Source organism: Pseudomonas sp. D1HM, assembly GCF_019266105.1.
In the GTDB taxonomy this organism is placed as follows: Bacteria; Pseudomonadota; Gammaproteobacteria; order Pseudomonadales; family Pseudomonadaceae; genus Aquipseudomonas; species Aquipseudomonas taetrolens.
The window spans coordinates 312,808-333,914 of the sequence record NZ_LRMN01000002.1; the positions used below are offsets into that span (position 1 = coordinate 312,808).

Annotated in this window: 26 protein-coding genes and 1 pseudogene; 17 read left to right on the plus strand and 10 right to left on the minus strand. The window is 57.8% G+C overall.

Translation table 11 applies throughout. The features are described from left to right. Together AWM69_RS02405 and AWM69_RS02410 are read right to left on the minus strand one after the other, a co-directional pair. Positions 1 to 423, minus strand: coding sequence for a VOC family protein (locus AWM69_RS02405; RefSeq protein WP_131654258.1), 423 nt, complete (start codon positions 421 to 423; stop codon positions 1 to 3). 42 nt (positions 424 to 465) lie between these two features. Continuing rightward, positions 466 to 726: an accessory factor UbiK family protein gene (locus AWM69_RS02410; RefSeq protein ID WP_048381424.1), complete on the minus strand. Its 261-nt coding sequence runs from the start codon at positions 724 to 726 to the stop codon at positions 466 to 468. Between the two features lie 415 nt (positions 727 to 1,141). Here AWM69_RS02410 and glnK point away from each other — a divergent pair, with 415 nt between their 5' ends. From glnK to sutA, 3 genes are all read left to right on the plus strand, one after another. Further along, entirely contained in the window at positions 1,142 to 1,480 is a 339-nt protein-coding gene (gene glnK / locus AWM69_RS02415; protein WP_002555808.1) for a P-II family nitrogen regulator, read from the plus strand. Positions 1,481 to 1,514: 34 nt separating this feature from the next. Beyond that, complete coding sequence (locus AWM69_RS02420) at positions 1,515 to 2,852, plus strand: ammonium transporter (RefSeq protein ID WP_131654257.1); 1,338 nt, start codon at positions 1,515 to 1,517, stop codon at positions 2,850 to 2,852. Positions 2,853 to 3,333: 481 nt separating this feature from the next. After that, positions 3,334 to 3,663 carry a transcriptional regulator SutA gene (gene sutA, locus AWM69_RS02425; protein ID WP_048381428.1) on the plus strand — a complete coding sequence of 110 codons (330 nt, stop codon included), beginning with the start codon at positions 3,334 to 3,336 and terminating at the stop codon, positions 3,661 to 3,663. An 81-nt stretch (positions 3,664 to 3,744) separates the two neighbouring features. Here sutA and AWM69_RS02430 read toward each other — a convergent pair whose 3' ends face one another. The 6 genes from AWM69_RS02430 to AWM69_RS02455 are packed head-to-tail and all read right to left on the minus strand — an operon-like array spanning position 3,745 to position 8,304. Beyond that, complete coding sequence (locus AWM69_RS02430; RefSeq protein ID WP_218725684.1) at positions 3,745 to 4,431, minus strand: HAD family hydrolase; 687 nt, start codon at positions 4,429 to 4,431, stop codon at positions 3,745 to 3,747. Then, entirely contained in the window at positions 4,428 to 5,324 is an 897-nt protein-coding gene (gene xerC / locus AWM69_RS02435) for a tyrosine recombinase XerC (RefSeq protein ID WP_048381433.1), read from the minus strand. Before xerC ends, AWM69_RS02430 begins: the two co-directional genes overlap by 4 nt. A 2-nt stretch (positions 5,325 to 5,326) precedes the next feature. Beyond that, positions 5,327 to 6,043 carry a DUF484 family protein gene (locus AWM69_RS02440; RefSeq protein WP_218725685.1) on the minus strand — a complete coding sequence of 239 codons (717 nt, stop codon included), beginning with the start codon at positions 6,041 to 6,043 and terminating at the stop codon, positions 5,327 to 5,329. Between the two features lie 13 nt (positions 6,044 to 6,056). Continuing rightward, positions 6,057 to 6,887, minus strand: coding sequence for a diaminopimelate epimerase (dapF, locus tag AWM69_RS02445; RefSeq protein WP_048381437.1), 831 nt, complete (start codon positions 6,885 to 6,887; stop codon positions 6,057 to 6,059). 4 nt (positions 6,888 to 6,891) lie between these two features. Further along, positions 6,892 to 8,139 carry a diaminopimelate decarboxylase gene (gene lysA / locus AWM69_RS02450; protein WP_131654255.1) on the minus strand — a complete coding sequence of 416 codons (1,248 nt, stop codon included), beginning with the start codon at positions 8,137 to 8,139 and terminating at the stop codon, positions 6,892 to 6,894. 9 nt (positions 8,140 to 8,148) lie between these two features. Beyond that, the gene (locus tag AWM69_RS02455) at positions 8,149 to 8,304 is read right to left on the minus strand and encodes a lipoprotein (protein ID WP_048381440.1); all 156 of its coding nucleotides are present in this window, start codon (positions 8,302 to 8,304) and stop codon (positions 8,149 to 8,151) included. A 202-nt stretch (positions 8,305 to 8,506) separates the two neighbouring features. Here AWM69_RS02455 and cyaY point away from each other — a divergent pair, with 202 nt between their 5' ends. From cyaY to rnk, 3 genes are all read left to right on the plus strand, one after another. Next, on the plus strand, positions 8,507 to 8,839 hold the full coding sequence (gene cyaY, locus AWM69_RS02460; RefSeq protein WP_048381441.1) for an iron donor protein CyaY: 333 nt from the start codon (positions 8,507 to 8,509) through the stop codon (positions 8,837 to 8,839). Next, a complete protein-coding gene (locus tag AWM69_RS02465; protein WP_162837532.1) occupies positions 8,836 to 9,051 on the plus strand; it encodes a DUF1289 domain-containing protein in 216 nt (71 codons plus the stop codon). The genes cyaY and AWM69_RS02465 overlap by 4 nt, the downstream gene beginning before the upstream one ends. Before the next feature lie 235 nt (positions 9,052 to 9,286). Further along, on the plus strand, positions 9,287 to 9,700 hold the full coding sequence (rnk, locus tag AWM69_RS02470) for a nucleoside diphosphate kinase regulator (protein WP_048381443.1): 414 nt from the start codon (positions 9,287 to 9,289) through the stop codon (positions 9,698 to 9,700). Positions 9,701 to 9,795: 95 nt separating this feature from the next. Here rnk and AWM69_RS02475 read toward each other — a convergent pair. Further along, a pseudogene (locus AWM69_RS02475) lies at positions 9,796 to 11,049 on the minus strand (class I adenylate cyclase); the annotation flags it as partial. 183 nt (positions 11,050 to 11,232) lie between these two features. Beyond that, entirely contained in the window at positions 11,233 to 11,502 is a 270-nt protein-coding gene (locus AWM69_RS02480) for a TIGR02647 family protein (RefSeq protein ID WP_048381445.1), read from the minus strand. Positions 11,503 to 11,841: 339 nt separating this feature from the next. Here AWM69_RS02480 and oscA point away from each other — a divergent pair, with 339 nt between their 5' ends. From oscA to AWM69_RS02535, 11 genes are all read left to right on the plus strand, one after another. Then, positions 11,842 to 12,024 (plus strand): sulfur starvation response protein OscA, encoded by a 183-nt coding sequence (oscA, locus tag AWM69_RS02485; protein ID WP_048381447.1) that lies wholly within the window; start codon positions 11,842 to 11,844, stop codon positions 12,022 to 12,024. Positions 12,025 to 12,088: 64 nt separating this feature from the next. Further along, positions 12,089 to 13,099 (plus strand): sulfate ABC transporter substrate-binding protein, encoded by a 1,011-nt coding sequence (locus AWM69_RS02490; RefSeq protein WP_218725687.1) that lies wholly within the window; start codon positions 12,089 to 12,091, stop codon positions 13,097 to 13,099. Between the two features lie 91 nt (positions 13,100 to 13,190). After that, the gene (cysT, locus tag AWM69_RS02495; protein WP_131654253.1) at positions 13,191 to 14,009 is read left to right on the plus strand and encodes a sulfate ABC transporter permease subunit CysT; all 819 of its coding nucleotides are present in this window, start codon (positions 13,191 to 13,193) and stop codon (positions 14,007 to 14,009) included. A 13-nt stretch (positions 14,010 to 14,022) separates the two neighbouring features. Next, a complete protein-coding gene (cysW, locus tag AWM69_RS02500; RefSeq protein ID WP_048381453.1) occupies positions 14,023 to 14,895 on the plus strand; it encodes a sulfate ABC transporter permease subunit CysW in 873 nt (290 codons plus the stop codon). A gap of 3 nt (positions 14,896 to 14,898) precedes the next feature. Then, positions 14,899 to 15,888: a sulfate/molybdate ABC transporter ATP-binding protein gene (locus AWM69_RS02505; protein WP_218725688.1), complete on the plus strand. Its 990-nt coding sequence runs from the start codon at positions 14,899 to 14,901 to the stop codon at positions 15,886 to 15,888. A gap of 206 nt (positions 15,889 to 16,094) precedes the next feature. Further along, positions 16,095 to 17,702: a DUF2235 domain-containing protein gene (locus tag AWM69_RS02510; RefSeq protein WP_218725689.1), complete on the plus strand. Its 1,608-nt coding sequence runs from the start codon at positions 16,095 to 16,097 to the stop codon at positions 17,700 to 17,702. 2 nt (positions 17,703 to 17,704) lie between these two features. Continuing rightward, positions 17,705 to 18,367 (plus strand): DUF2931 family protein, encoded by a 663-nt coding sequence (locus tag AWM69_RS02515; RefSeq protein ID WP_218725690.1) that lies wholly within the window; start codon positions 17,705 to 17,707, stop codon positions 18,365 to 18,367. Then, the gene (locus AWM69_RS02520) at positions 18,354 to 19,037 is read left to right on the plus strand and encodes a DUF2931 family protein (RefSeq protein ID WP_256930146.1); all 684 of its coding nucleotides are present in this window, start codon (positions 18,354 to 18,356) and stop codon (positions 19,035 to 19,037) included. The genes AWM69_RS02515 and AWM69_RS02520 overlap by 14 nt, the downstream gene beginning before the upstream one ends. Further along, complete coding sequence (locus AWM69_RS02525; RefSeq protein WP_256930147.1) at positions 19,024 to 19,707, plus strand: DUF2931 family protein; 684 nt, start codon at positions 19,024 to 19,026, stop codon at positions 19,705 to 19,707. Before AWM69_RS02520 ends, AWM69_RS02525 begins: the two co-directional genes overlap by 14 nt. Then, a complete protein-coding gene (locus AWM69_RS02530; protein ID WP_256930148.1) occupies positions 19,694 to 20,377 on the plus strand; it encodes a DUF2931 family protein in 684 nt (227 codons plus the stop codon). Before AWM69_RS02525 ends, AWM69_RS02530 begins: the two co-directional genes overlap by 14 nt. Continuing rightward, complete coding sequence (locus AWM69_RS02535; RefSeq protein WP_256930149.1) at positions 20,364 to 21,050, plus strand: DUF2931 family protein; 687 nt, start codon at positions 20,364 to 20,366, stop codon at positions 21,048 to 21,050. The genes AWM69_RS02530 and AWM69_RS02535 overlap by 14 nt, the downstream gene beginning before the upstream one ends. The last annotated feature ends 57 nt before the right edge of the window (positions 21,051 to 21,107 follow it).

Consider the following 21,107-nt stretch of genomic DNA (forward strand, 5'->3'; position numbering starts at 1 on the left):
CTACACGGCTTTCGTTCCCAGATCCTCGGCAAAGCGCAGCAAGTAGCCATCGGGATCGGGCACCAGGAAGTTTCGTTCGCCAAACTGCAGGTCGTTACTGCGATACCAGCACTCTTCCAGCGGTTTACGCAGGCGGTGTCCGGCGGCTTCAAGACGGGTGATCAGGGCTTGGGCGTCTGGGCATTTGATCGATAGGTTCATGCCTCGACCAAAGGGCGCTTCGAGCGGGCCGACACGCCAGGCGGACTCTTCAAGATCGTCCTGCTCCAGCATCAACTGGCTGCCATGAAAGGAGAGAAAGGCGAATAGATGCTCGGGCCGCTGGTATTCAATACCAAAGCCAAGTACCCCGCAGTAAAACTGCAGGCTGCGCGCCAGATCCGAGACAATCATCTCGGGCACCAAGCGGTTCATGACCAACATATAAAAACATCCTTGTTTAGAGAAACGCACCGCGGTTGAGCATTACTCGGTCGGCGGCAACATCCGGGCTTCCAGTTCTGCCACTTTGGCTTCAAGGCTTTCGAGGCGGGCACGGGTGCGGGCCAGGACGACCATTTGGCTGTCGAATTCCTCACGGCTCACCAGGTCCAGTTTGCTGAAGCCACTTTGCAGCAAGGCTTTGAACTGGCTTTCGATTTCGTTGCGCGGCAGCGGAGTTTCCCCACTGAACAAACGTGAAGCGTGGCCACTCAGGGTGTCGAGAAGATCTTTGGGCGCGAGCATGGTTAAGGTCCTGAAAACTGATGGCAGGAGTGTATCACGCAGTGTCAGGGCCCATTTATCGCGTGCCCGCGCACGTTTTTTGGGCGTGCCGCCCGCAAACCATGCACCGTTTATGTGCACAAATGGCCTTCAAAATCAGGCTAAAAGCCATCAACTGCGGATAACTTGCTGTAATTGCTGGCTTTCCCAGACATGGCAAGGTTTCTGCTTAGTTGCCTGAGACTCATGCACTGATGCGGTAGCTGTGACGAAAGCAGTGCGGCAAGTGGTTCAAGGAGTGTTTTCGTCACCAGCGATTTATACACGTCGTGCAGCCTGCAGAAGGCTGACGACGCGTTACAAAGCCAGGCACTGCGCTTAGACTTGAGCCGGGTTTGTTTTCCTGGGGCAAGTCCACTATTTCGGGAGAAGTTTCATGAAGCTAGTCACCGCCATTATTAAGCCATTCAAGTTAGATGACGTGCGCGAGTCGCTGTCTGAAATCGGCGTGCAGGGCATTACCGTTACTGAGGTTAAAGGCTTCGGCAGGCAGAAAGGTCACACCGAGCTGTATCGCGGCGCGGAGTACGTGGTCGATTTTCTGCCAAAGGTGAAGATTGATGTCGCCATCGACGACAAAGACCTTGACCGGGTTATCGAGGCGATAACCAAGGCTGCCAACACCGGCAAGATTGGTGACGGCAAGATTTTCGTGGTCAATCTGGAACAGGCAATTCGCATCCGTACCGGCGAAACCGATACCGACGCAATCTAAGCCGCCAAACCCCAACGCCCCAGGAGAAAACACTATGACTCTGCGTAAATTCGCAGGGCTCGGAGCCCTGTTGTCTGTCGTAATGCCTGGCCTGGCCATGGCCGCCGACGAAGTGGCTGCTCCAGTCCTGAATTCCGGCGACACTGCCTGGATGCTGACTGCAACGGCATTAGTGCTGTTCATGACCATTCCCGGCCTGGCACTGTTTTACGGCGGCATGGTTCGCTCCAAGAATATTCTTTCGGTCATGATGCAGTGCTTCGCCATTACCGGCCTGATCAGCATCCTGTGGGTCATTTATGGCTACAGCATCGCGTTCGACACCACCGGGATGGAGCAGGGCGTCACCAACTTCAACTCGTTCATCGGCGGGTTCTCCAAGGTATTTCTCAACGGCGTCACCCCCGACAGCCTGACCTCCGCCACGGCGCTGTTCCCTGAAGCGGTGTTCATTACCTTCCAGATGACTTTCGCCATCATTACCCCGGCACTGATCGTCGGTGCGTTCGCTGAGCGCATGAAGTTCTCGGCCATGCTGATCTTCATGGGTATCTGGTTCACTCTGGTATATGCGCCGATTGCGCATATGGTCTGGAGCGGTGACGGCGGTCTGTTGTGGGACTGGGGTGTACTCGACTTCGCAGGCGGCACCGTGGTGCACATCAACGCCGGCATTGCAGGGCTGGTGGCGTGCATCGTGCTCGGCAAGCGTAAAGGCTACCCGACCACCCCAATGGCTCCGCACAACCTGGGTTACACCCTGATCGGCGCCGCCATGCTGTGGATTGGCTGGTTCGGCTTCAACGCAGGCTCTGCTGCAGCCGCTAACGGCACTGCAGGCATGGCGATGCTGGTTACCCAGATCGCGACAGCTGCTGCCGCGCTGGGCTGGATGTTTGCCGAGTGGATTACCCACGGTAAACCCAGCGCACTGGGCATCGCCTCGGGTGTCGTCGCCGGTCTGGTTGCAATTACACCGGCCGCAGGCACTGTCGGCCCGATGGGCGCGATCGTGATCGGCCTGGCCTCTGGTGTGATCTGCTTCTTCTGCGCCACCAGCCTCAAGCGCAAGCTGGGTTATGACGACTCGCTGGACGCCTTCGGTGTTCACGGCGTCGGCGGTATTGTCGGGGCAATCCTCACCGGCGTATTCGCAGCGCCGGTATTGGGCGGCTTTGGCGAAGTGACCGATATCGCCACCCAGGTCTGGATTCAGTTCAAAGGCGTAGCCTTCACCGTGGTCTATACCGGGATCGTGACCTACGTCATTCTCAAGGTGCTGGATGCCGTGATGGGCCTGCGTGTGGCTGAAGAGGTTGAGGCGGTCGGCCTCGACCTGGCAGAACATAATGAGCGTGGCTACAACTTGTAATTTACCTGCAGAAAAATACCCGGCTTGCCGGGTATTTTTTTGACTGAAATACCGCATCACTCACAGTAATAAAATGGTTTTTCCCTCATCTTCAAGGGAATATCAGGCGCACACCTGTTTGTGAGATGAACACTTACAACACAACTCGACTATTAGCCGCTTTGCTTTTTTATTCAGCACGCTAGAATGCGCGCCGAAGGGCAAAAAACTGCGCCCGGGCAAGACGAAGGCGAGGATGACCTCCCGACGCTTTCAAGGCCTGCGGGCCGAGTAGCCAGAACAACTGGCACCTGGCTCCCGGCAACGTGTTTATGTGAGCGAACACCGTGCTTGCGGCGGTGTCCGTAAAGCCCTCTTCACCCTCACCGATGAAGAGGCGTGAGCCGCGGTTTACCCAAGGCTACTTTTTCACCAGCGGCGGTCGACAGTTGGCGCAGCTGGTCTATAACTAATCTGCTTTACGTAAGTCATGGGGTAGAACATGAGCGACGACGATCTGGAAAATGATGACCTCGAAGTAGGCGACGAAGACGAGACTGAAGAGGGTCTTGAGGCCGCTGCCGATGATGTGGCTGACGATGATGACAGTGGCGACGATACGCCGGCCCCTGTGGCCAAGGGCAAATCGAAAGCCGCAGTCTCGGTTGATGACCTGCCAAGCGTAGAAGCCAAAAACAAAGAGCGTGATGCACTGGCCCGTGCCATGGAAGAGTTTCTGTCCAAGGGCGGCAAGGTGCAGGAAGTCGAGGCCAATGTGGTGGCAGACCCACCCAAGAAGCCTGACAACAAGTACGGCAGCCGCCCTATCTAAGGGTCGATTGTCCGCTTGAAAGAAAAAGCCCGCCGTCGCTGCGGGCTTTTTTGCAGGTGGCTGTAGCCGCCCGCATCAGGGTTACAGATGTTTCAACACTGCCGGCAACTCGCTCAAACAGCCAATTTCGGCATCCGGAGGGGTTGCGCCGTCCCAGTGCTTGCCGCCGGGGTTGAACCAGATGGCACGCAAACCGGCTTGCTGCGCCCCGGCGATATCGTCACCCGGGTGATCACCCACATGCACAGCCATATTCGCCGTCACTCCCCCGCGCAACAACGCTTCGTGAAACAGCCGCGCATCCGGCTTGGCAATGCCAATGTCTTCGGCGCACAACACGAACGCGAAATGGTGACCCAACCCGATCCGCCGCACATCGGCATTGCCATTGGTCACGACGCCCAAGGCGTAATCCCGGGCCAGAGCTTCAAGTGTCGGCTCCGCCTGCGGGAATACCTGCAACGCGTGCCGAGCCTCGATAAACACTTCAAACGCCTGATCCGCCAACGTTGCCGCATTCCCATAGCCCACACCGTGCAGGGCCCGGAACAGGACTCGGCGACGCAATGCACTGATTCGGTGCTTGAGCTGCGGCTCTTCGCGCAAAACCTGCTCGCGAACCGTCTGAAAAAGCCCGGGTTCAATAACGCCCAATTGTGGTGCGTTATGGGTCAGCCACTCGTGCAACGCGGCCTCGGCGCTGGCGATCACCGGCGCGGTGTCCCATAGCGTGTCATCGAGGTCGAAGGTAATCAGCTTGATCGTCATTCACTGCCCTTACTGCGTTTGGCCCGTGGATGGGCGCTGTCGTAGACCGATGCCAAATGCTGGAAATCCAGATGAGTATAGATTTGCGTGGTTTTGATGTCCGCATGCCCGAGTAGCTCTTGTACCGCCCGCAAGTCCTGGGAGGACTCCAGCAAATGACTGGCAAATGAATGACGCAGCATGTGCGGATGCAGATTTTGTCCCAGCTCGCGCTCACCTGCGGCCTTGACCCGCAACTGAATTGCCCGGGCGCCAAGACGCCTGCCGCGCTGGCTGACGAACACGGCGTCATCCTCAGGGTTGGCCAGTGCCCGTAAAGGCAACCACGCCTGCAACGCTTCACGGGCCTTTTTACCCACCGGTAATACGCGGGTTTTACTGCCCTTGCCGAGCACCTGAACCAGCCCGTCAGCCAAATCCAGCTGATCCAGATTGAGCCCGGTCAGCTCCGACAGTCGCAGCCCCGACGAATAAAAAAGCTCCAGGATGGCCTGGTCTCGCTGGGCCAGAAAGTCATCTTCGACCGCTCCCTCCAGCAATTGCAGGGCACGGTCGGTGTCGAGGGTCTTGGGCAGGCGTCGTTCGCCCTTGGGCGGGGCCAGACCGTTGGCCGGGTCGTGATCGCACAGACCTTCGCGATTGAGGTAGTGATAAAGCCCGCGCACCGCCGACAGCAAACGGGCAATGCTGCGTGAGGACTGGCCTTGCTGATGCAGGCGCGACACCAGTTGGCGCAGACGCTGAATATCCAGCGTGGACCAGCTGACAATGGATGCTTTGGTGCAAAACGCCACCACCTTGTTCAGGTCGCGGCGATAGGCTTCAAGCGTATGGGGCGACACCTGGCGCTCACTGCGCAGGTGAGTGCAGTAAGCCTCCAGCTGCCGCTCCATCGCTAACGTACCGAACGCAAAGCGTTGGTAAAACGCGGCAACACGCGACCCAGCACTTCAGCGATATAGCCCAGGAACAGCGTGCCCACCGAGCTTTTGTAGTGCTGCGGATCACGACTGGCAACTGCGAGTACCCCGTGCAGCCCCAAGTGATTGAGCGCTACCACCGCAGTGGAGCCAATCTGTTTGCGCTGCTCTTCACCGAACAGGAAGTCCAGTTCATGCTCACGCAGGCTGCCGCTGACCGTCTTGCCTTCAGCCAATAGACCGCCCAGCGCACGCTGGGCATCGGCACTGCTCACCCACCGACCGACCGGCATCGGATTATCGCCAAACAGGACCAGGCTGACGAAAGGCACCTGAAAGTCCTGACGCAAGCTGTCTTCAACCGCAATCACCAGCTCTTCAAGGCTGGTGGCATCCATCAGGGCCAGGTTGAGACGCCGGGTTTTTTCAAACAGGCGGTCGTTGTCACGTGCCACGTCCATCAGCTGCGACAAACGATGACGCATCTCGATGTTACGGCCACGCAACAGCTCCAGCTGGCGCTCTACCAGCGAAACCGTATCACCACGCTGGTGAGGAATCCGCTGCGTCAGCAGCAGCTCCTCGCGCTGGCTGAAAAAGTCCGGATGCGCCTGCAGGTACGCCACGACGGCCGCAGCCTCAGGGCTTTCAACAGGTGTTTCGAGATCTGAAGGCTGTGCCTGGTCGGTCATCGGTTACGCTCGCTCATAAACGGACTTGTCCTTCGTAAACACGCATCGCCGGGCCGGTCATGATCACGGAATGGCCGGGGCCTTCCCACTCGATGGACAAACGGCCGCCGGGCAGATCAAGGATCAGTGGCGAGTCCATCCAGCCTTGACTGATGGCAGCCACCGCGGCGGCACAGGCGCCAGTACCGCAGGCCTGGGTTTCCCCGGCACCGCGTTCCCAGACACGCAGCTGCCCGCGCTGACGGTCGATCACATGCAAAAAGCCGACATTGACCCGTGCCGGAAAGCGCGGGTGATGCTCGATTTTCGGGCCCAGCTCATGCACCGGTGCGGCATTGATATCGTCCACACGCAGTACCGCATGCGGATTGCCCATTGATACGGCAGCCAGCTCGACGCGCTGACCATCGACGTCTACTTCATAACTCAAGGCTTGAGCATCGGCCACAAACGGAATGTCAGCCGGAACCAGACGGGGCGGCCCCATGTCGACACTGATTTGCCCATCACTGCGCACATTGAGTTCGATGATGCCGCTTTTGGTTTCGACCTTGATCTGGCGCTTGGTGGTTAAACGCTTGTCGAGCACAAAGCGCGCAAAACAGCGCGCGCCGTTGCCACATTGCTCCACTTCAGAACCGTCGGAGTTGAAGATCCGATAACGGAAATCCACTTCCGGGTTACTCGGTGCCTCGACAATCAATAATTGGTCAAAACCGACACCCGTGTGCCGATCACCCCATTGTTTGGCGTGCTTGGGCAAAATATGCGCGTGCTGGCTGACCAGGTCGAGCACCATGAAGTCATTGCCCAGACCGTGCATTTTAGTAAAACGCAGCAACATGGGCTTACTCCGCCAGCAGGCTTTCGCCAGCGAACAACTCGGCGATGGTCTCGCGACGACGCACTTCAAACGCTTGATCACCGTCCACCAGAATTTCGGCGGCACGGCCACGGGTGTTGTAGTTCGAGCTCATGACAAAACCATAGGCACCTGCCGAATGCACGGCCAGCAAATCACCTTCGGCCAGCGCCAGTTGACGGTCCTTGGCCAGGAAATCGCCCGTTTCGCAAATCGGCCCAACGATATCGTAAGCACGTGTTTCGGTGTCGCGCGGGCGAACCGCGGTCACGTCCATCCAGGCCTGATACAACGCCGGGCGAATCAGATCGTTCATCGCCGCATCAACGATGGCGAAATCTTTGTGTTCGGTGTGCTTGAGGTACTCGACCCGGGTCAGCAGAACGCCCGCATTGGCCACGATAAAACGGCCCGGCTCAAACACCAGGGCCAGATCACGACCGTCGATGCGCTCGCGCACAGCCTTGATGTACTCCGCTGCCAGGGGCGGCTCTTCGTCGCGATAACGTACGCCCAGGCCGCCACCCAGATCGATGTGACGCAGGTAAATACCGCAATCACCCAAACGGTCGATCAGCGCCAGCAGGCGATCGAGTGCATCGATGAACGGCTCAAGGGTGGTCAGTTGCGAACCGATATGGCAATCGACGCCCACCACTTCGAGGTTCGGCAACTGCGCAGCACGGATGTACACATCTTCGGCATCGGCGATGGCAATACCGAACTTGTTTTCCTTGAGGCCGGTGGAGATGTACGGGTGCGTGCCCGCATCGACGTCCGGGTTGACCCGCAACGAGACCGGCGCACGAACGCCCAGCCCGGCGGCGACCTCTTGCAGGCGCTCCAGCTCATCGGTGGATTCAACGTTAAAACAGTGAACCCCGACTTCCAGGGCACGGCGCATATCGTCGCGCGTCTTGCCAACACCTGAAAACACGATTTTGTCTGCCGAACCGCCAGCGGCCAGTACACGCTCAAGTTCACCACGGGACACGATGTCGAAACCAGCGCCCAAGCGCGCCAGGACATTGAGTACGCCCAGGTTGGAGTTGGCCTTGACCGCAAAACAGACCAGGTGCGGCGTGCCGTTCAGGGCATCGGCGTAGGCGTTGTATTGCGCCTCGATGTGCGCCCGGGAATAGACATACGTCGGTGTGCCAAAACGCTCGGCGATAGCCGTCAGCGCTACACCTTCGGCGAACAGTTCGCCGTCCCGGTAATTAAAAGCGTCCATGGTGTTCCCTTATTGGTGCTTGTGCGATTGCGATTGCGACGACTTCGCTTGGTCTTCAGGGGATTGGCTGTCATCAGGCAGATACAGCGGTCCTTTTTGACCACAGGCAGAAACAAGGCAGGCGACCGCGACGAGCGCAGCAATAGAAGAGATCAGGCGCTTCATGGCGAAATCCTTTGAAAAGCATTAATTGCGCCCGAGTATACCGAGCACCTACCAGCTTGCCTATGCAGCAGAGCGGCCGAACGGGGGGCCTGTGTGGATAATCAGTGGTGCTCCGACAGCAGGTGCCTTAGGGTTTGCAATCAGTCTGGAGCGCCCGTATCTTGCGAGTTCCGAGCATGACTAGATACTACGAGGTTCCACCATGAGTTTGAATGAAGCCCGTTTTCACGATCTGGTCGATGCCACCCAGGAAAACCTGGAAGACATCTTTGACAACTGCGACCTGGATGTCGATGTAGAGAACTCGGCCGGTATCCTTACGGTCAAGTTCGAAAATGGCAAAGCACTGATTTTCAGCCGTCAGGCCCCCTTGCTCCAGCTCTGGCTGGCCGCCCCCAATGGCGGTTTTCACTTCGATTACGATGAAAAACGCAGCGCGTGGAAGTGCGATAAAAGCGACGAACTGCTCAGCGAAATGGTTGAACGCCTGACCCGGGAACATGCGGGTGCTGAGCTGGAATTTGAAGAGATCTGATTGTGACTGCTCCTGCAAAACCCGCTAAACCGCTGTACAGCAACGTCAGTCCGGCAGTTGCATCGCCTTGCATCAGCACCTGCCGGCTGGATGAGCACAAAGTCTGCCTGGGCTGTTTTCGCCACGTCGAAGATATCCGCGAGTGGCGCTCGGCAGACGACCAGCGGCGCAGAGTCATTTGTGAGCAGGCCCGGCTCAGGCAATCGATGTAGCCGCTGCCGCAGGCTGCGACAAGGCCCGCACAGCCTTCAAAATCTGAGGGCTGCTGCGTAACCCGTCGCGACCTTCGGCAGCGGCTACAGCCTTGACGGCGCCCCCGCTCGCTTGTGTATTTATTCTGCTGTGGTAGTGTCCGGGTTCGCCTCGCACTAACGAGGTTCGTCAAAACCCCGCCATTTTCCGGCGGGGTTTTGCTTTTTCGTGCAGAAAAAAGGAGTCTGCCAGGTCATGAGCACTACACCTTCCATCATCCTCACTCGCCTGGACGTACAGCGTCTGGAGCGCTTGATCGACAGCCTGGACGAATCGACTCCTGGCATTGCCGCGCTGCAAGCCGAACTCGATCGGGCCGAAACCATCGTCGGCCACGAAGAAATCCCGTCGGGCGTCGTGACCATGAACTCGCGTGTACATTGCCGTGAACAAAGCAGCGGCAAGGACTACCACCTGACGCTGGTGTACCCGAAAGACGCCAATGCCGATGAAGGCAAGGTCTCGATTCTGGCACCTGTGGGCAGCGCGCTCCTGGGTTTGCAGGTCGGCCAACACATCAACTGGCCAGCACCGGGTGGCAAAACCCTGAAGCTGGAGTTGGTAGAAGTCGAATACCAGCCTGAAGCAGCTGGCGACTTCAACCTTTAAGCCTTACCCCGGGTACGCCCCAGTCAGATCTATCACAGCGGTAGCGCTCGATTTCGCGGCGCTGCCCCATGTGCAGCCGACTCGCCTGACACGTGTTCATCACACGCCTGCAGGCTCAAGAATCGATAGCTGCCATTGAGTTCACGCGCCAGTGCCAATCGCTCACGACAGACCTGCTCGTCCGTCCACTGGCCGCGATTGTCCAGCAACGCCAGTTGGCACTCATCCCAGCCCCATTCAATCGTCAGACGCTGCAACAACCGTCGCTGCCATTGGGCACCCTGCGGTGCGGTAGCGTCTGTCAGCTTGCGGTTGACCTTGAGGTACAAGCTTCGACGAACGATTTCCAGGCGCTGCAGATCACCCTGCGCCTTCAGGTAATGCTCGATACGGCGGTAGACCATCAGATACGGATCCAGCTCATCAAGGTCCAGTTGATTGGCGTACACCGCTCGCTTAAACCCCAAGGCCAGGCACTCCACCTGCGGTTGCTCGCTGGCGTACACCTCAATCAGCAACAGCTTGAGCACCGATTTGTAAGGCGACTCTGCGCCCTTGAGCAACTGCCACAGACCCGCGCCTAAAAAATCGCCGGCCGGTATGTGCGCCAGATGCCCGAAATCAATGACCTCATCAGGGTCGATCAAATGCCGGCTCAGCAATGAATCAGTAAACTCGGCAGAACGCGCCTCTTCATGCTCCGGCACCCACCACCACAACGGTGTTCTGCCAGCAAGCCAGATGGCGGTTCGATAGAACTCATCCAGCAACAGGCAATACGGCGTCATTGCGCAATCCTCACGGCGCAATTGAGCCTTGCTGGCACGCACTGCATCCATCAGGAAAAAGTGCGCTTCGCAGCCCTCACTCGCCGCCCAGATTTCAAGCCGGTGACATTTTTCGCGCAATGCCACCAACGCCGGCTCATCCAGATCCGGGGCGTGGCAAATCCACACGTCCATATCGCTTTGATCGGTCTGGGCCAGCGAGCCCAGGCTGCCCATCAGAAAAAGCCCATGAATCGGTCGACCCGGACTCGGGAGACAACAACGTGTGTATGAGAAGACACCAGCCAGGCGCTGCGCCGCCGTGAGCGTCGACGCATCCGGCTCATAACCCGAGACTCCAGCCGGGGTACAGGCCGACACATAGCCGGGTAACTGCGGGTGATTCACATGGAACAACAACGCCAGAAGGCTCAGGAGCGTTTGCTGACGCGGTGCGAGCCCTTCGATTGCACGGGCTCGTCGGTACTGATTAACGGCCAGAAATCGTCCACGCAATTGACTGAGAATCTGCCGGTCGATTCCCTCGCTTTGCGCAGGACGTACTTTATGGGGACGCGTCATTTCACTCAGATCGGCTCGCCAAACGAGAAAGAGAAGGGGAGAAACGAAAGGGGAGTTTACAGCCGGCGGCGTGAAAGGCTTAGGAGGAATGTATTTTTGACGTCAGATTTTTTACTTACTGCAGAGAATGAGCCCTCGGAATCATCATTCCTCATAAGATCCCGGGGGCGCGACAACTCGACGTTAAGCGATCTCTGCCAGTTTTTCACCCAACCGGGACTCAGAGTTCAGAATCAACAGCAGACCCTGTACATGCTCGGCCGCATCACGGCCCAGGCTCGTCAGGTAGCCACCATCGGGCTGATTGATCAGATCTTTTTCATAGAGACGCTGGGCTGCCGCAACGACTTTTTGGTCGGCGGATTGATGGATTTTCAGGCCCTCCAGAGTACTTTCCAGGTCAAACAGTGCAAGGACTTCCAGTTCGGCAACCAACTCAGGGGTAAACGACATAAAGACTCCAGACTATGCAGGAAAAGACGACAGCCGCTCTAAGGTGATCGCACTCGCGCCAACTGTCCAGTGACAGTTCACACCTTGTCCACGCTACTTGTCGCACCTGCCCCAAATTGATCCGTTGGCGGGGCAATTGGAGTGTAGTCCGAGTCCTCAACTCCGTGCGTCCAAATGAATAAACGATGCAAGAAGGCTTGCCGACAGCCATTACTTCATCCGGCCAGCAATTCGGTTATATAAACATTCTTAAATAGTATTTTTAAGAATATCCGAGGCTCACTAGTATTGCCCTACGCCAGCAACCCAGTCGGCCACCACCTTTCAAGGAGCAGCACCATGAGCGCATCCCTGCGTAGCGTTGACGGTCAGGACGAAGCCACCATTCTGCGGGAAATCCAGAGCGCGCTTCGAGACCTGCGCTTTGGTGCCGTAGAAATTACCGTCCACAACGCCCAAGTGGTTCAAATCGAACGCAAAGAAAAATTCCGGTTGCAGAACCCAGGCCAGAAGAACACCTGATTCGCAACCTGCGCACTCGCCCGGGTGTGCTCATAACACTAAAAAACGCTTTGGAGCCTCACCTATGTCCCTACGCCGTTACGCTTTGGCCGCGCTGGCCAGTGCCATTTTTGCTGGCTCCGCTGTGGCCAAAGATTACGAACTACTCAACGTTTCCTACGATCCGACCCGCGAGCTGTATCAGGATTACAACGCTGAATTCACCCAATTCTGGAAGCAAAGCCACCCGGACGACACCGTCAAAATCCAGCAATCCCACGGGGGCTCCGGCAAGCAGGCACGCGGTGTAATCGACGGGCTGCGGGCAGATGTCGTGACTCTGGCGCTGGCCGGTGACATCGACGAAATCTCCAAGCTGGGCAAGACACTGCCGGCAAACTGGCAAACCCGCCTCCCGCAAGCCAGCACACCCTACACCTCGACCATCGTGTTCCTGGTTCGCAAAGGCAACCCTAAAGGCATCAAGGATTGGGGCGACCTGACCAAAGAGGGTGTGTCGGTCATTACACCCAACCCTAAGACCAGCGGCGGCGCACGCTGGAACTTCCTGGCCGCTTACGCCTATGGCCTCAAAGCCAACGGCGGCGACGAAGAAAAAGCCAAGGAATACGTTAAAAACCTGTTCAAACATGTTCCCATTCTGGACACCGGTGCCCGGGGTTCGACCATCACCTTTGTCAACAACGGCCAGGGTGACGTATTGCTGGCCTGGGAAAATGAAGCCTTCCTGGCCCTTAAAGAAGACGGTGGCGGCGACAAGTTCGACATCATCGTGCCTTCGCTGTCGATTCTGGCCGAGCCTCCAGTGGCCGTGGTCGACAAAAATGCTGATAAAAAGGGCAACGCCGAGATCGCCAAGGCTTACCTTGAACACTTGTACAGCCCGGCCGGTCAGGAGATCGCAGCCAAAAACTTTTACCGCCCTCGTGACGAAAAAGTGGCGGCCAAATATGCAGAGCAATTTCCAAAGCTGGACCTCGTGACTATCGACAAAGACTTCGGCGGCTGGAAGACTGCGCAACCGAAATTTTTCAATGACGGTGGCGTGTTCGACCAGATCTACCAGGCGCAATAACCTGTGGGGCGAGGGTTTCAAGCCTCGCTGAAAGCTAGAACATAAAGCCCGCAATCACGTTGCGGGCTTCGTGCGTTAACCAAGGACTCTTATGTCACGTCGTATCTCCCCCGTCATACCCGGCTTCGGGCTGACGCTGGGCTACACCTTGGTGTACCTCAGCCTGATTGTGCTTATTCCTCTGGCGGCGATGTTCGTGCATGCCGCTCAACTGACCTGGGACCAGTTCTGGGCCATCATCACCGCTCCCCGGGTTCTGGCCGCACTCAAACTGAGCTTTGGCACCGCCTTTGTCGCCGCGCTGATCAATGGCGTGATCGGTACCGTGCTGGCCTGGGTGCTAGTGCGCTATACCTTCCCGGGGCGCAAGGTCATCGATGCCATGATCGACCTGCCGTTTGCGTTGCCCACAGCAGTGGCAGGCATCGCACTGACCGCGCTGTATGCGCCCAACGGCTGGATCGGCCAGTTTGCTGCCGACCTGGGCTTCAAGATCGCCTACACCCCGATGGGCATCACCCTGGCACTGACATTCGTCACGCTGCCGTTTGTCGTGCGCACGGTGCAACCGGTATTGGCCGATATCCCGCGGGAAGTCGAAGAGGCCGCCGCCTGCCTGGGTGCCAAACCGCTGCAAGTATTCCGTTACATACTGATGCCGGCCTTGCTGCCTGCATGGCTGACCGGTTTTGCCCTGGCCTTTGCCCGGGGCGTCGGCGAATACGGTTCGGTGATTTTCATCGCCGGCAACATACCGAGGGAAACCGAGATCCTGCCGCTGCTGATCATGGTCAAGCTGGACCAGTACGACTACACCGGCGCCACCGCCATCGGCGTGATGATGCTGGTGGTTTCCTTCATCTTGCTGCTGCTGATCAACCTGATCCAGCGCCGCATCGAAACCCCTTGAAGGAGGCGTCACCATGTCCAACTCAACATTGAGCGCCTCATCTGCAGCCAACGCGGCACGCCGTGGCAGCCCGCTGTCGCGGCGCATGCTGATCGGCTTCGGCTGGTTGTTCTTCGTGATCTTCCTGCTGCTGCCGCTGCTGATCGTGGTGTCTCAGGGATTGAAACTCGGTTTCGGTGCATTCTTCGAAGCGATCCTCGAACCGGATGCCCTGTCGGCCCTCAAGCTGACCGTCATTGCAGTCTTGATTTCGGTGCCGCTCAACGTGGTATTCGGTGTCAGTGCCGCCTGGTGCGTCAGCAAATACAGCTTCCGCGGCAAAAGCATCCTGGTCACCCTGATCGACCTGCCGTTTTCGGTCTCGCCCGTGATCGCCGGTCTGGTCTACGTGCTGATGTTCGGCGCACAGGGCTTCTTCGGGGAGTGGCTGCAAGACCACGACATCCAGATTGTCTTCGCACTGCCGGGCATCGTGCTCGCGACGATTTTCGTCACCGTGCCGTTTGTGGCCCGTGAGCTGATCCCGCTGATGCAAGAGCAGGGCACCCAGGAAGAAGAAGCCGCCCGGCTACTGGGCGCCAACGGCTGGCAGATGTTCTGGCATGTCACCGTGCCCAACATCAAGTGGGGCCTGATCTACGGCGTCGTACTGTGTACGGCACGGGCAATGGGCGAATTCGGCGCGGTGTCGGTGGTTTCCGGGCACATCCGCGGGGTCACCAACACCCTGCCGCTGCACGTCGAGATCCTCTACAACGAATACAACCACGTTGCCGCTTTCGCTGTGGCCACCCTGTTGCTGATCCTGGCGCTCTTCATCCTGCTGCTCAAGCAGTGGAGCGAATCCCGTATTAACCGCCTGCGCGCCAGCGCCGCGGAGGAATAAACCATGTCGATCGAAGTCCGTAACGTCAGCAAGAACTTCAACGCCTTCAAGGCCCTGAACAGCATCAATCTGGACATCCAGAGCGGCGAACTGGTTGCCCTGCTCGGGCCATCCGGCTGTGGCAAAACCACTTTGCTGCGCATCATTGCCGGCCTCGAAACCCCGGACCAGGGCAACATCGTTTTCCACGGTGAAGACGTCTCGGGCCACGATGTTCGCGATCGCAACGTCGGTTTCGTGTTTCAGCATTACGCCTTGTTCCGTCACATGACCGTGTTCGACAACGTGGCCTTCGGCTTGCGCATGAAGCCGAAAAACCAGCGCCCGAGCGAAACCCGCATCGCCGAAAAAGTCCACGAACTGCTGAACATGGTGCAACTGGACTGGCTCTCTGACCGTTATCCCGAGCAGCTTTCCGGCGGGCAACGCCAGCGGATCGCCCTGGCCCGCGCCTTGGCGGTCGAACCCAAAGTACTGCTGCTGGACGAACCGTTCGGTGCGCTCGACGCCAAGGTCCGTAAAGAACTGCGTCGCTGGCTGGCCCGCCTGCATGAAGACATCAACCTGACCTCGGTATTCGTGACCCACGACCAGGAAGAAGCGATGGAAGTCGCCGACCGCATCGTGGTGATGAACAAGGGCGTTATCGAGCAGATCGGCTCACCGGGCGAAGTCTACGAAAACCCGGCCAGCGATTTCGTGTACCACTTCCTCGGTGATTCCAACCGTCTGCACATCGGCGAAGACCAGCACGTGCTGTTCCGCCCGCACGAGGTGTCGCTGTCACGCAGCGAGCTCGAAGACCATCACGCCGCCCAGGTACGCGACATCCGCCCACTGGGTGCCACCACCCGGATCACCCTGAAAGTCGAAGGCCAAAACGAGCTGATCGAGGTCGAAGTAGTCAAAGACCACGACAGCCTCACCGACCTGACCCGTGGCGAGACGTTGTTCTTCAAGCCGAAGGTGTGGCAAAAACACGCCCGTCTCTAACGGCTGAGTGCACTGCCCAAGGCCTGACATCTGATGATGTTCAGGCCTTTTTAGTATTCCTGCATGCCTTGTAGGAAGCACCCTAATTGCCCACTGCAAAAAGCTCTAATTCCCTCGCAATCTACCCATTCGCTCCTACATCCGCGGCGCCTTCATACGCTTAGAGTCCAGACCTTTAGCCCACAACAGGTTGCAAAAGGACTCGCATGGCAGACACAGGAAAAATCACCCAGATCTGGCGCCATGCAGGCGGCGAGGGCAGTTATTGCTACCTCGACGACATGACCACCAAGGAACTCGCCGAGCAAGAAGCCGAGCAACGCAGCTATGACGCCATTGCTGCTGCCGATGCCGCCAACGACCAAAAGCGCTTCGAGCGCTACACGCAACAGCAGCAGGATGAGCGCGCGCAAACGTTCGACCTCCACCTGCGTATCGGGGTGTTCTTTGACGGCACAGGCAACAACGCCAGCAATGCGGCAGACGGACAACGCTGCGGTGCACATCACCCCGTAAACCTCGAAGACCTGGACCGCAGCTGCAAGCCGTATATGTCAGAGCCGGACAGCAGCTATGGGAATGACCCGAGCAATATTTCCAAGCTGCATGATTTGTATGAGTTCTCGAAGGAGTTAACAGGCGGCGGTCAACACAAAAGCATCAGACGACGGCTTTACATCGAGGGCATCGGTACCCAAACCGGCAAGGCGGATAACACGTTCGGGCTGGGCACCGGTCGCGGTGAAACAGGGGTGGAAGCCCGGGTCGAAGATGCGTTCAAAAAAATACGCAGCCTGATGAACGAGCTTCACCAGGATCACCCCAACGCTGAAATCCGGAGCCTGACCCTCGACACCTTTGGCTTTAGCCGTGGCGCCGCTGCCGCCCGGCATTTTGCCAATCAGGTCGCAAACCGCAACAACGGCCCGCTGATCGAGGTGTTGCGCACGACCAAGGCCAGGCTCAGCCCCCACTTCCTGGCGGACTCTTGTGATGTGAGCGTGCGGTTTATCGGCTTGTTCGACACCGTGGCGTCGATTGCCGCACTAAGCAACCTGGGGAATTACAGCAGCAACCACGTCCCCCGCCTGCAGCTGTACCTGAACCCACAGTTGTTCCCCTGCGTGGTGCAATTGGCCGCCCGCGATGAAAAACGCTTCAACTTCGCCTTGAGCCACGTCGGCCCCGACCATTTCGAGGTGACCTTGCCTGGTGCCCACTCTGACCTCGGGGGCGGGTACCGGGCGCTGACTGAAGAAACACTGATGGTCACGCCCATGCAATCACTGGAGGTGGCCCGCGAACAGGATGTCAGTGAAACCTCGATTTACCGCGATGCGGAACAAGCCAGGACACGCTGGATCGACGAAGGGTGGCCGGCGGATACCTTGCACATCGTGACGCCGCAGGCGCTGCCGCTCCCGGCGGACACCCAGGACCGAATGGGGCCGGCCCGCAAAAAAGTCTACGCCGGCGTGCAAAGTCGGCGAGAGGTCAGGGGGGAACTGTCCCGTGTGTATTTAAGGGTGATGCATGCACTGGCCAAGGCTAAAAACGTGCCCTTTCAGGAAATTCCGGATAAGGAGGCGTACCGAATACCAAGCGAACTTCAAGCGTTATCTGACAAGTTTGTAGCGGGGGACTACAGCATCACACCTGCAGAGGACACGCTGTTAAAGCGCCGTTATATCCACATCTCGGGGAACTGGAACCACCCGCATGGCAGAGAAACGGGCGATGGCTTAACGCTGCGCTACATCAACTCACCGATGGAGGACGGAATCCGCGTCCGCCATCCTCACATACCGAGCTGACTATGACCCGACTTAAAACCGCTGCGCTCCTGCTCGGCCTGCTACTGCTCAGTGCCTGCGAACACGACCCGTTGTCTGCGGATAACGACCCAAAGCTGGACTCATGGAGCCTGGACATTGACGCACCCTTTTATATGCAAGGGATGATCGAATTCATTATCGTCGAGGACATCCATGGGCGTTATTTCAGACGTCCCGGAGGGGGGCCCGTCGGTGGGGGCGATCCAGGCCTTGATCGCGAGTACGCACGGGGGTGGGGCCAGGTTGGAGGAAACATTTACTCCATCAGTAGTATCGATTTGCCCAAACGGATATTCGTACGCTGGCAGTCCATTGTTGAACAAAAAACCTACAAAGGCTGGGTCGACATTCCCGAGAGTGGCCGCAACATCATGCGCGGCTCGACGGCACGCCGCTGCCCGGACTGGCCCGATTACCCTGCGAATCCCATGATTTCCGCCGTTCTAGGCGTTGCCCCGGGCGGCGTTATCCGAGTCTGGGCAAACGATAACTGCCTGAACGACAACCTGATCGCAGGTGCTCAAGCCGAAATTGAGCCGTTAGGACCTGATCAAGGCTTAAGTGAAGGGCGCTTCGCATACCCGATCACGGAACACTCCAAACGCTACATCGAACGTTATGGAATCCCTTATGGCAGTTGGTAACGTGAGGGGCACCTCGGGCCTGAAATTTACGGCCCTGATGCTCGGCCTGCTACTGCTCAGTGCTTGCAAACACGACCCGTTGTCTGCAGATAACGACCCGAAGCTGGACTCATGGAGCCTGGACATTGACGCACCCTTTTATATGCAAGGGATGATCGAACTCATTGTCGTCGAGGACATCCATGGGCGTTATTTCAGGCGGCCCGGAGGGGGGACCGTCGGTGGGGACGATCCAGGTCTTGATCGCGAGTACGCACGGGGGTGGGGCCCGGTTGGAGGAAACATTTACTCCATCAGCAGTATCGACTTGCCCAAACGGATATTCGTACGCTGGCAGTCCATTGTTGAGCAGAAAACCTACAAAGGCTGGGTCGACATTCCCGAGAGTGGCCGCAGCATCATGCGCGGCTCGACGGCACGCCGCTGTCCGGACTGGCCCGATTACCCTGCGAATCCCATGATTTCCGCCGTTCTAGGCGTTGCCCCGGGCGGAGTTATCCGAGTCTGGGCAAACGATAACTGCCTGAACGACAACCTGATCGCAGGTGCTCAAGCCGAGATTGAGCCGCTAGGGCCCTTCCAAGGGAAATCCAACGGCCGCTATCGCCTGCATAAAGAACACTCCAAACGCTACATCGAACGTTATGGAATCCCTTATGGCAGTTGGTAACGTGAGAGGCACCTTGGGCCTGAAATTTACGGCCCTGATGCTGAGCCTGCTACTGCTCAGTGCCTGCAAACACGACCCGTTGTCTGCAGATAACGACCCGAAGCTGGACTCATGGAGCCTGGACATTGAGGGGCCCTCTTATATGCAGGGGATGATCGAACTCATTGTCGTCGAGGACATCCATGGGCGTTACTTCAGGCGGCCTGGTGGAAGTTCAGTCGGCAGTGGCAATCCTGGCCTTGATCGCGAGTACGCACGAGGCTGGACAACCATCGGCGGAAACATTTACTCCATCAGCAGTATCGACTTGCCCAAACGGATATTCGTACGCTGGCAGTCCATTGTTGAGCAGAAAACCTACAAAGGCTGGGTCGACATTCCCGAGAGTGGCCGCAGCATCATGCGCGGCTCGACGGCACGCCGCTGTCCGGACTGGCCCGACTATCCAGCAAATTCCATGGCTGCCGCGGTTATAGGTGTCGCCCCGGGTGGCGTGATTCGGGTCTGGGTTGACGATAACTGCCTGAACGACAACCTGGTCGCAGGTGCTCAAGCCGAGATTGAGCCGTTAGGGCCCTTCCAAGGGAAATCCAACGGCCGCTATCGCCTGCATAAAGAACACTCCAAACGCTACATCGAACGTTATGGAATCCCTTATGGCAGTTGGTAACGTGAAAGGCACCTTGGGCCTGAAATTTACGGCCCTGATGCTGAGCCTGCTACTGCTCAGTGCCTGCGAACACGACCCGTTGTCTGCAGATAACGACCCGAAGCTGGACTCATGGAGCCTGGACATTGAGGGGCCCTCTTATATGCAGGGGATGATCGAACTCATTGTCGTCGAGGACATCCATGGGCGTTTCTTCAGGCGACCTGGTGGAAGTTCAGTCGGCAGTGGCAATCCTGGCCTTGATCGCGAGTATGCACGAGGCTGGACAACCATCGGCGGAAACATTTACTCCATCAGCAGTATCGACTTGCCCAAACGGATATTCGTACGCTGGCAGTCCATTGTTGAACAAAAAACCTACAAAGGCTGGGTCGACATTCCCGAGAGTGGCCGCAGCATCATGCGCGGCTCGACGGCACGCCGCTGTCCGGACTGGCCCGATTACCCTGCGAATCCCATGATTTCCGCCGTTCTAGGCGTTGCCCCGGGCGGAGTTATCCGAGTCTGGGCAAACGATAACTGCCTGAACGACAACCTGATCGCAGGTGCTCAAGCCGAGATTGAGCCGCTAGGGCCCTTCCAAGGGAAATCCAACGGCCGCTATCGCCTGCATAAAGAACACTCCAAACGCTACATCGAACGTTATGGAATCCCCTATGGCAGTTGGTAACGTGAGAGGCACCTCGGGCCTGAAATTTACGGCCCTGATGTTGAGCCTGCTACTGCTCAGTGCCTGCAAACACGACCCGTTGTCTGCGGATAACGACCCGAAGCTGGACTCATGGAGTCTGGACATTGAGGGGCCCTCTTATATGCAGGGGATGATCGAACTCATTGTCGTCGAGGACATCCATGGGCGTTATTTCAGGCGACCTGGTGGAAGTTCAGTCGGCAGTGGCAATCCTGGCCTTGATCGCGAGTACGCACGAGGCTGGACAACCATCGGCGGAAACATTTACTCCATCAGCAGTATCGACTTGCCCAAACGGATATTCGTACGCTGGCAGTCCATTGTTGAACAAAAAACCTACAAAGGCTGGGTCGACATTCCCGAGAGTGGCCGCAGCATCATGCGCGGCTCGACGGCACGCCGCTGTCCGGACTGGCCCGATTACCCTGCGAATCCCATGATTTCCGCCGTTCTAGGCGTTGCCCCGGGTGGCGTTATCCGAGTCTGGGCAAACGATAACTGCCTGAACGACAACCTGATCGCAGGTGCTCAAGCCGAGATTGAACCGTTAGGCCCAAGCCAAGGCCTGACTCAAGGCCGATTCGCATACCCGATCACGGAACACTCCAAACGCTACATCGAACGTTATGGAATCCCCTATGGCAGTTGGTAGATCCGGTTATCCCGCCATGAACTAACAGTGGCTGGCCCTGAGGTGCCAGCCACTGTC

Excerpts from the sequence above, each read along its gene's own strand:
- glnK (WP_002555808.1), top strand. The coding sequence starts at position 1,142 with ATGAAGCTAGTCACCGCCATTATTAAGCCATTCAAGTTAGATGACGTG.
- AWM69_RS02430 (WP_218725684.1), bottom strand. The coding sequence starts at position 4,431 with ATGACGATCAAGCTGATTACCTTCGACCTCGATGACACGCTATGGGAC.
- AWM69_RS02505 (WP_218725688.1), top strand. The coding sequence starts at position 14,899 with ATGTCGATCGAAGTCCGTAACGTCAGCAAGAACTTCAACGCCTTCAAG.
- oscA (WP_048381447.1), top strand. The coding sequence starts at position 11,842 with ATGAGCGCATCCCTGCGTAGCGTTGACGGTCAGGACGAAGCCACCATT.
- dapF (WP_048381437.1), bottom strand. The coding sequence starts at position 6,887 with ATGTTGCTGCGTTTTACTAAAATGCACGGTCTGGGCAATGACTTCATG.
- AWM69_RS02525 (WP_256930147.1), top strand. The coding sequence starts at position 19,024 with ATGGCAGTTGGTAACGTGAGAGGCACCTTGGGCCTGAAATTTACGGCC.
- AWM69_RS02405 (WP_131654258.1), bottom strand. The coding sequence starts at position 423 with ATGTTGGTCATGAACCGCTTGGTGCCCGAGATGATTGTCTCGGATCTG.
- cyaY (WP_048381441.1), top strand. The coding sequence starts at position 8,507 with ATGAGTTTGAATGAAGCCCGTTTTCACGATCTGGTCGATGCCACCCAG.
- rnk (WP_048381443.1), top strand. The coding sequence starts at position 9,287 with ATGAGCACTACACCTTCCATCATCCTCACTCGCCTGGACGTACAGCGT.
- lysA (WP_131654255.1), bottom strand. The coding sequence starts at position 8,139 with ATGGACGCTTTTAATTACCGGGACGGCGAACTGTTCGCCGAAGGTGTA.
- cysT (WP_131654253.1), top strand. The coding sequence starts at position 13,191 with ATGTCACGTCGTATCTCCCCCGTCATACCCGGCTTCGGGCTGACGCTG.
- AWM69_RS02515 (WP_218725690.1), top strand. The coding sequence starts at position 17,705 with ATGACCCGACTTAAAACCGCTGCGCTCCTGCTCGGCCTGCTACTGCTC.
- sutA (WP_048381428.1), top strand. The coding sequence starts at position 3,334 with ATGAGCGACGACGATCTGGAAAATGATGACCTCGAAGTAGGCGACGAA.
- AWM69_RS02530 (WP_256930148.1), top strand. The coding sequence starts at position 19,694 with ATGGCAGTTGGTAACGTGAAAGGCACCTTGGGCCTGAAATTTACGGCC.
- xerC (WP_048381433.1), bottom strand. The coding sequence starts at position 5,324 with ATGGAGCGGCAGCTGGAGGCTTACTGCACTCACCTGCGCAGTGAGCGC.
- AWM69_RS02535 (WP_256930149.1), top strand. The coding sequence starts at position 20,364 with ATGGCAGTTGGTAACGTGAGAGGCACCTCGGGCCTGAAATTTACGGCC.
- AWM69_RS02480 (WP_048381445.1), bottom strand. The coding sequence starts at position 11,502 with ATGTCGTTTACCCCTGAGTTGGTTGCCGAACTGGAAGTCCTTGCACTG.
- cysW (WP_048381453.1), top strand. The coding sequence starts at position 14,023 with ATGTCCAACTCAACATTGAGCGCCTCATCTGCAGCCAACGCGGCACGC.
- AWM69_RS02520 (WP_256930146.1), top strand. The coding sequence starts at position 18,354 with ATGGCAGTTGGTAACGTGAGGGGCACCTCGGGCCTGAAATTTACGGCC.
- AWM69_RS02410 (WP_048381424.1), bottom strand. The coding sequence starts at position 726 with ATGCTCGCGCCCAAAGATCTTCTCGACACCCTGAGTGGCCACGCTTCA.
- AWM69_RS02455 (WP_048381440.1), bottom strand. The coding sequence starts at position 8,304 with ATGAAGCGCCTGATCTCTTCTATTGCTGCGCTCGTCGCGGTCGCCTGC.
- AWM69_RS02490 (WP_218725687.1), top strand. The coding sequence starts at position 12,089 with ATGTCCCTACGCCGTTACGCTTTGGCCGCGCTGGCCAGTGCCATTTTT.
- AWM69_RS02510 (WP_218725689.1), top strand. The coding sequence starts at position 16,095 with ATGGCAGACACAGGAAAAATCACCCAGATCTGGCGCCATGCAGGCGGC.
- AWM69_RS02440 (WP_218725685.1), bottom strand. The coding sequence starts at position 6,043 with ATGACCGACCAGGCACAGCCTTCAGATCTCGAAACACCTGTTGAAAGC.
- AWM69_RS02420 (WP_131654257.1), top strand. The coding sequence starts at position 1,515 with ATGACTCTGCGTAAATTCGCAGGGCTCGGAGCCCTGTTGTCTGTCGTA.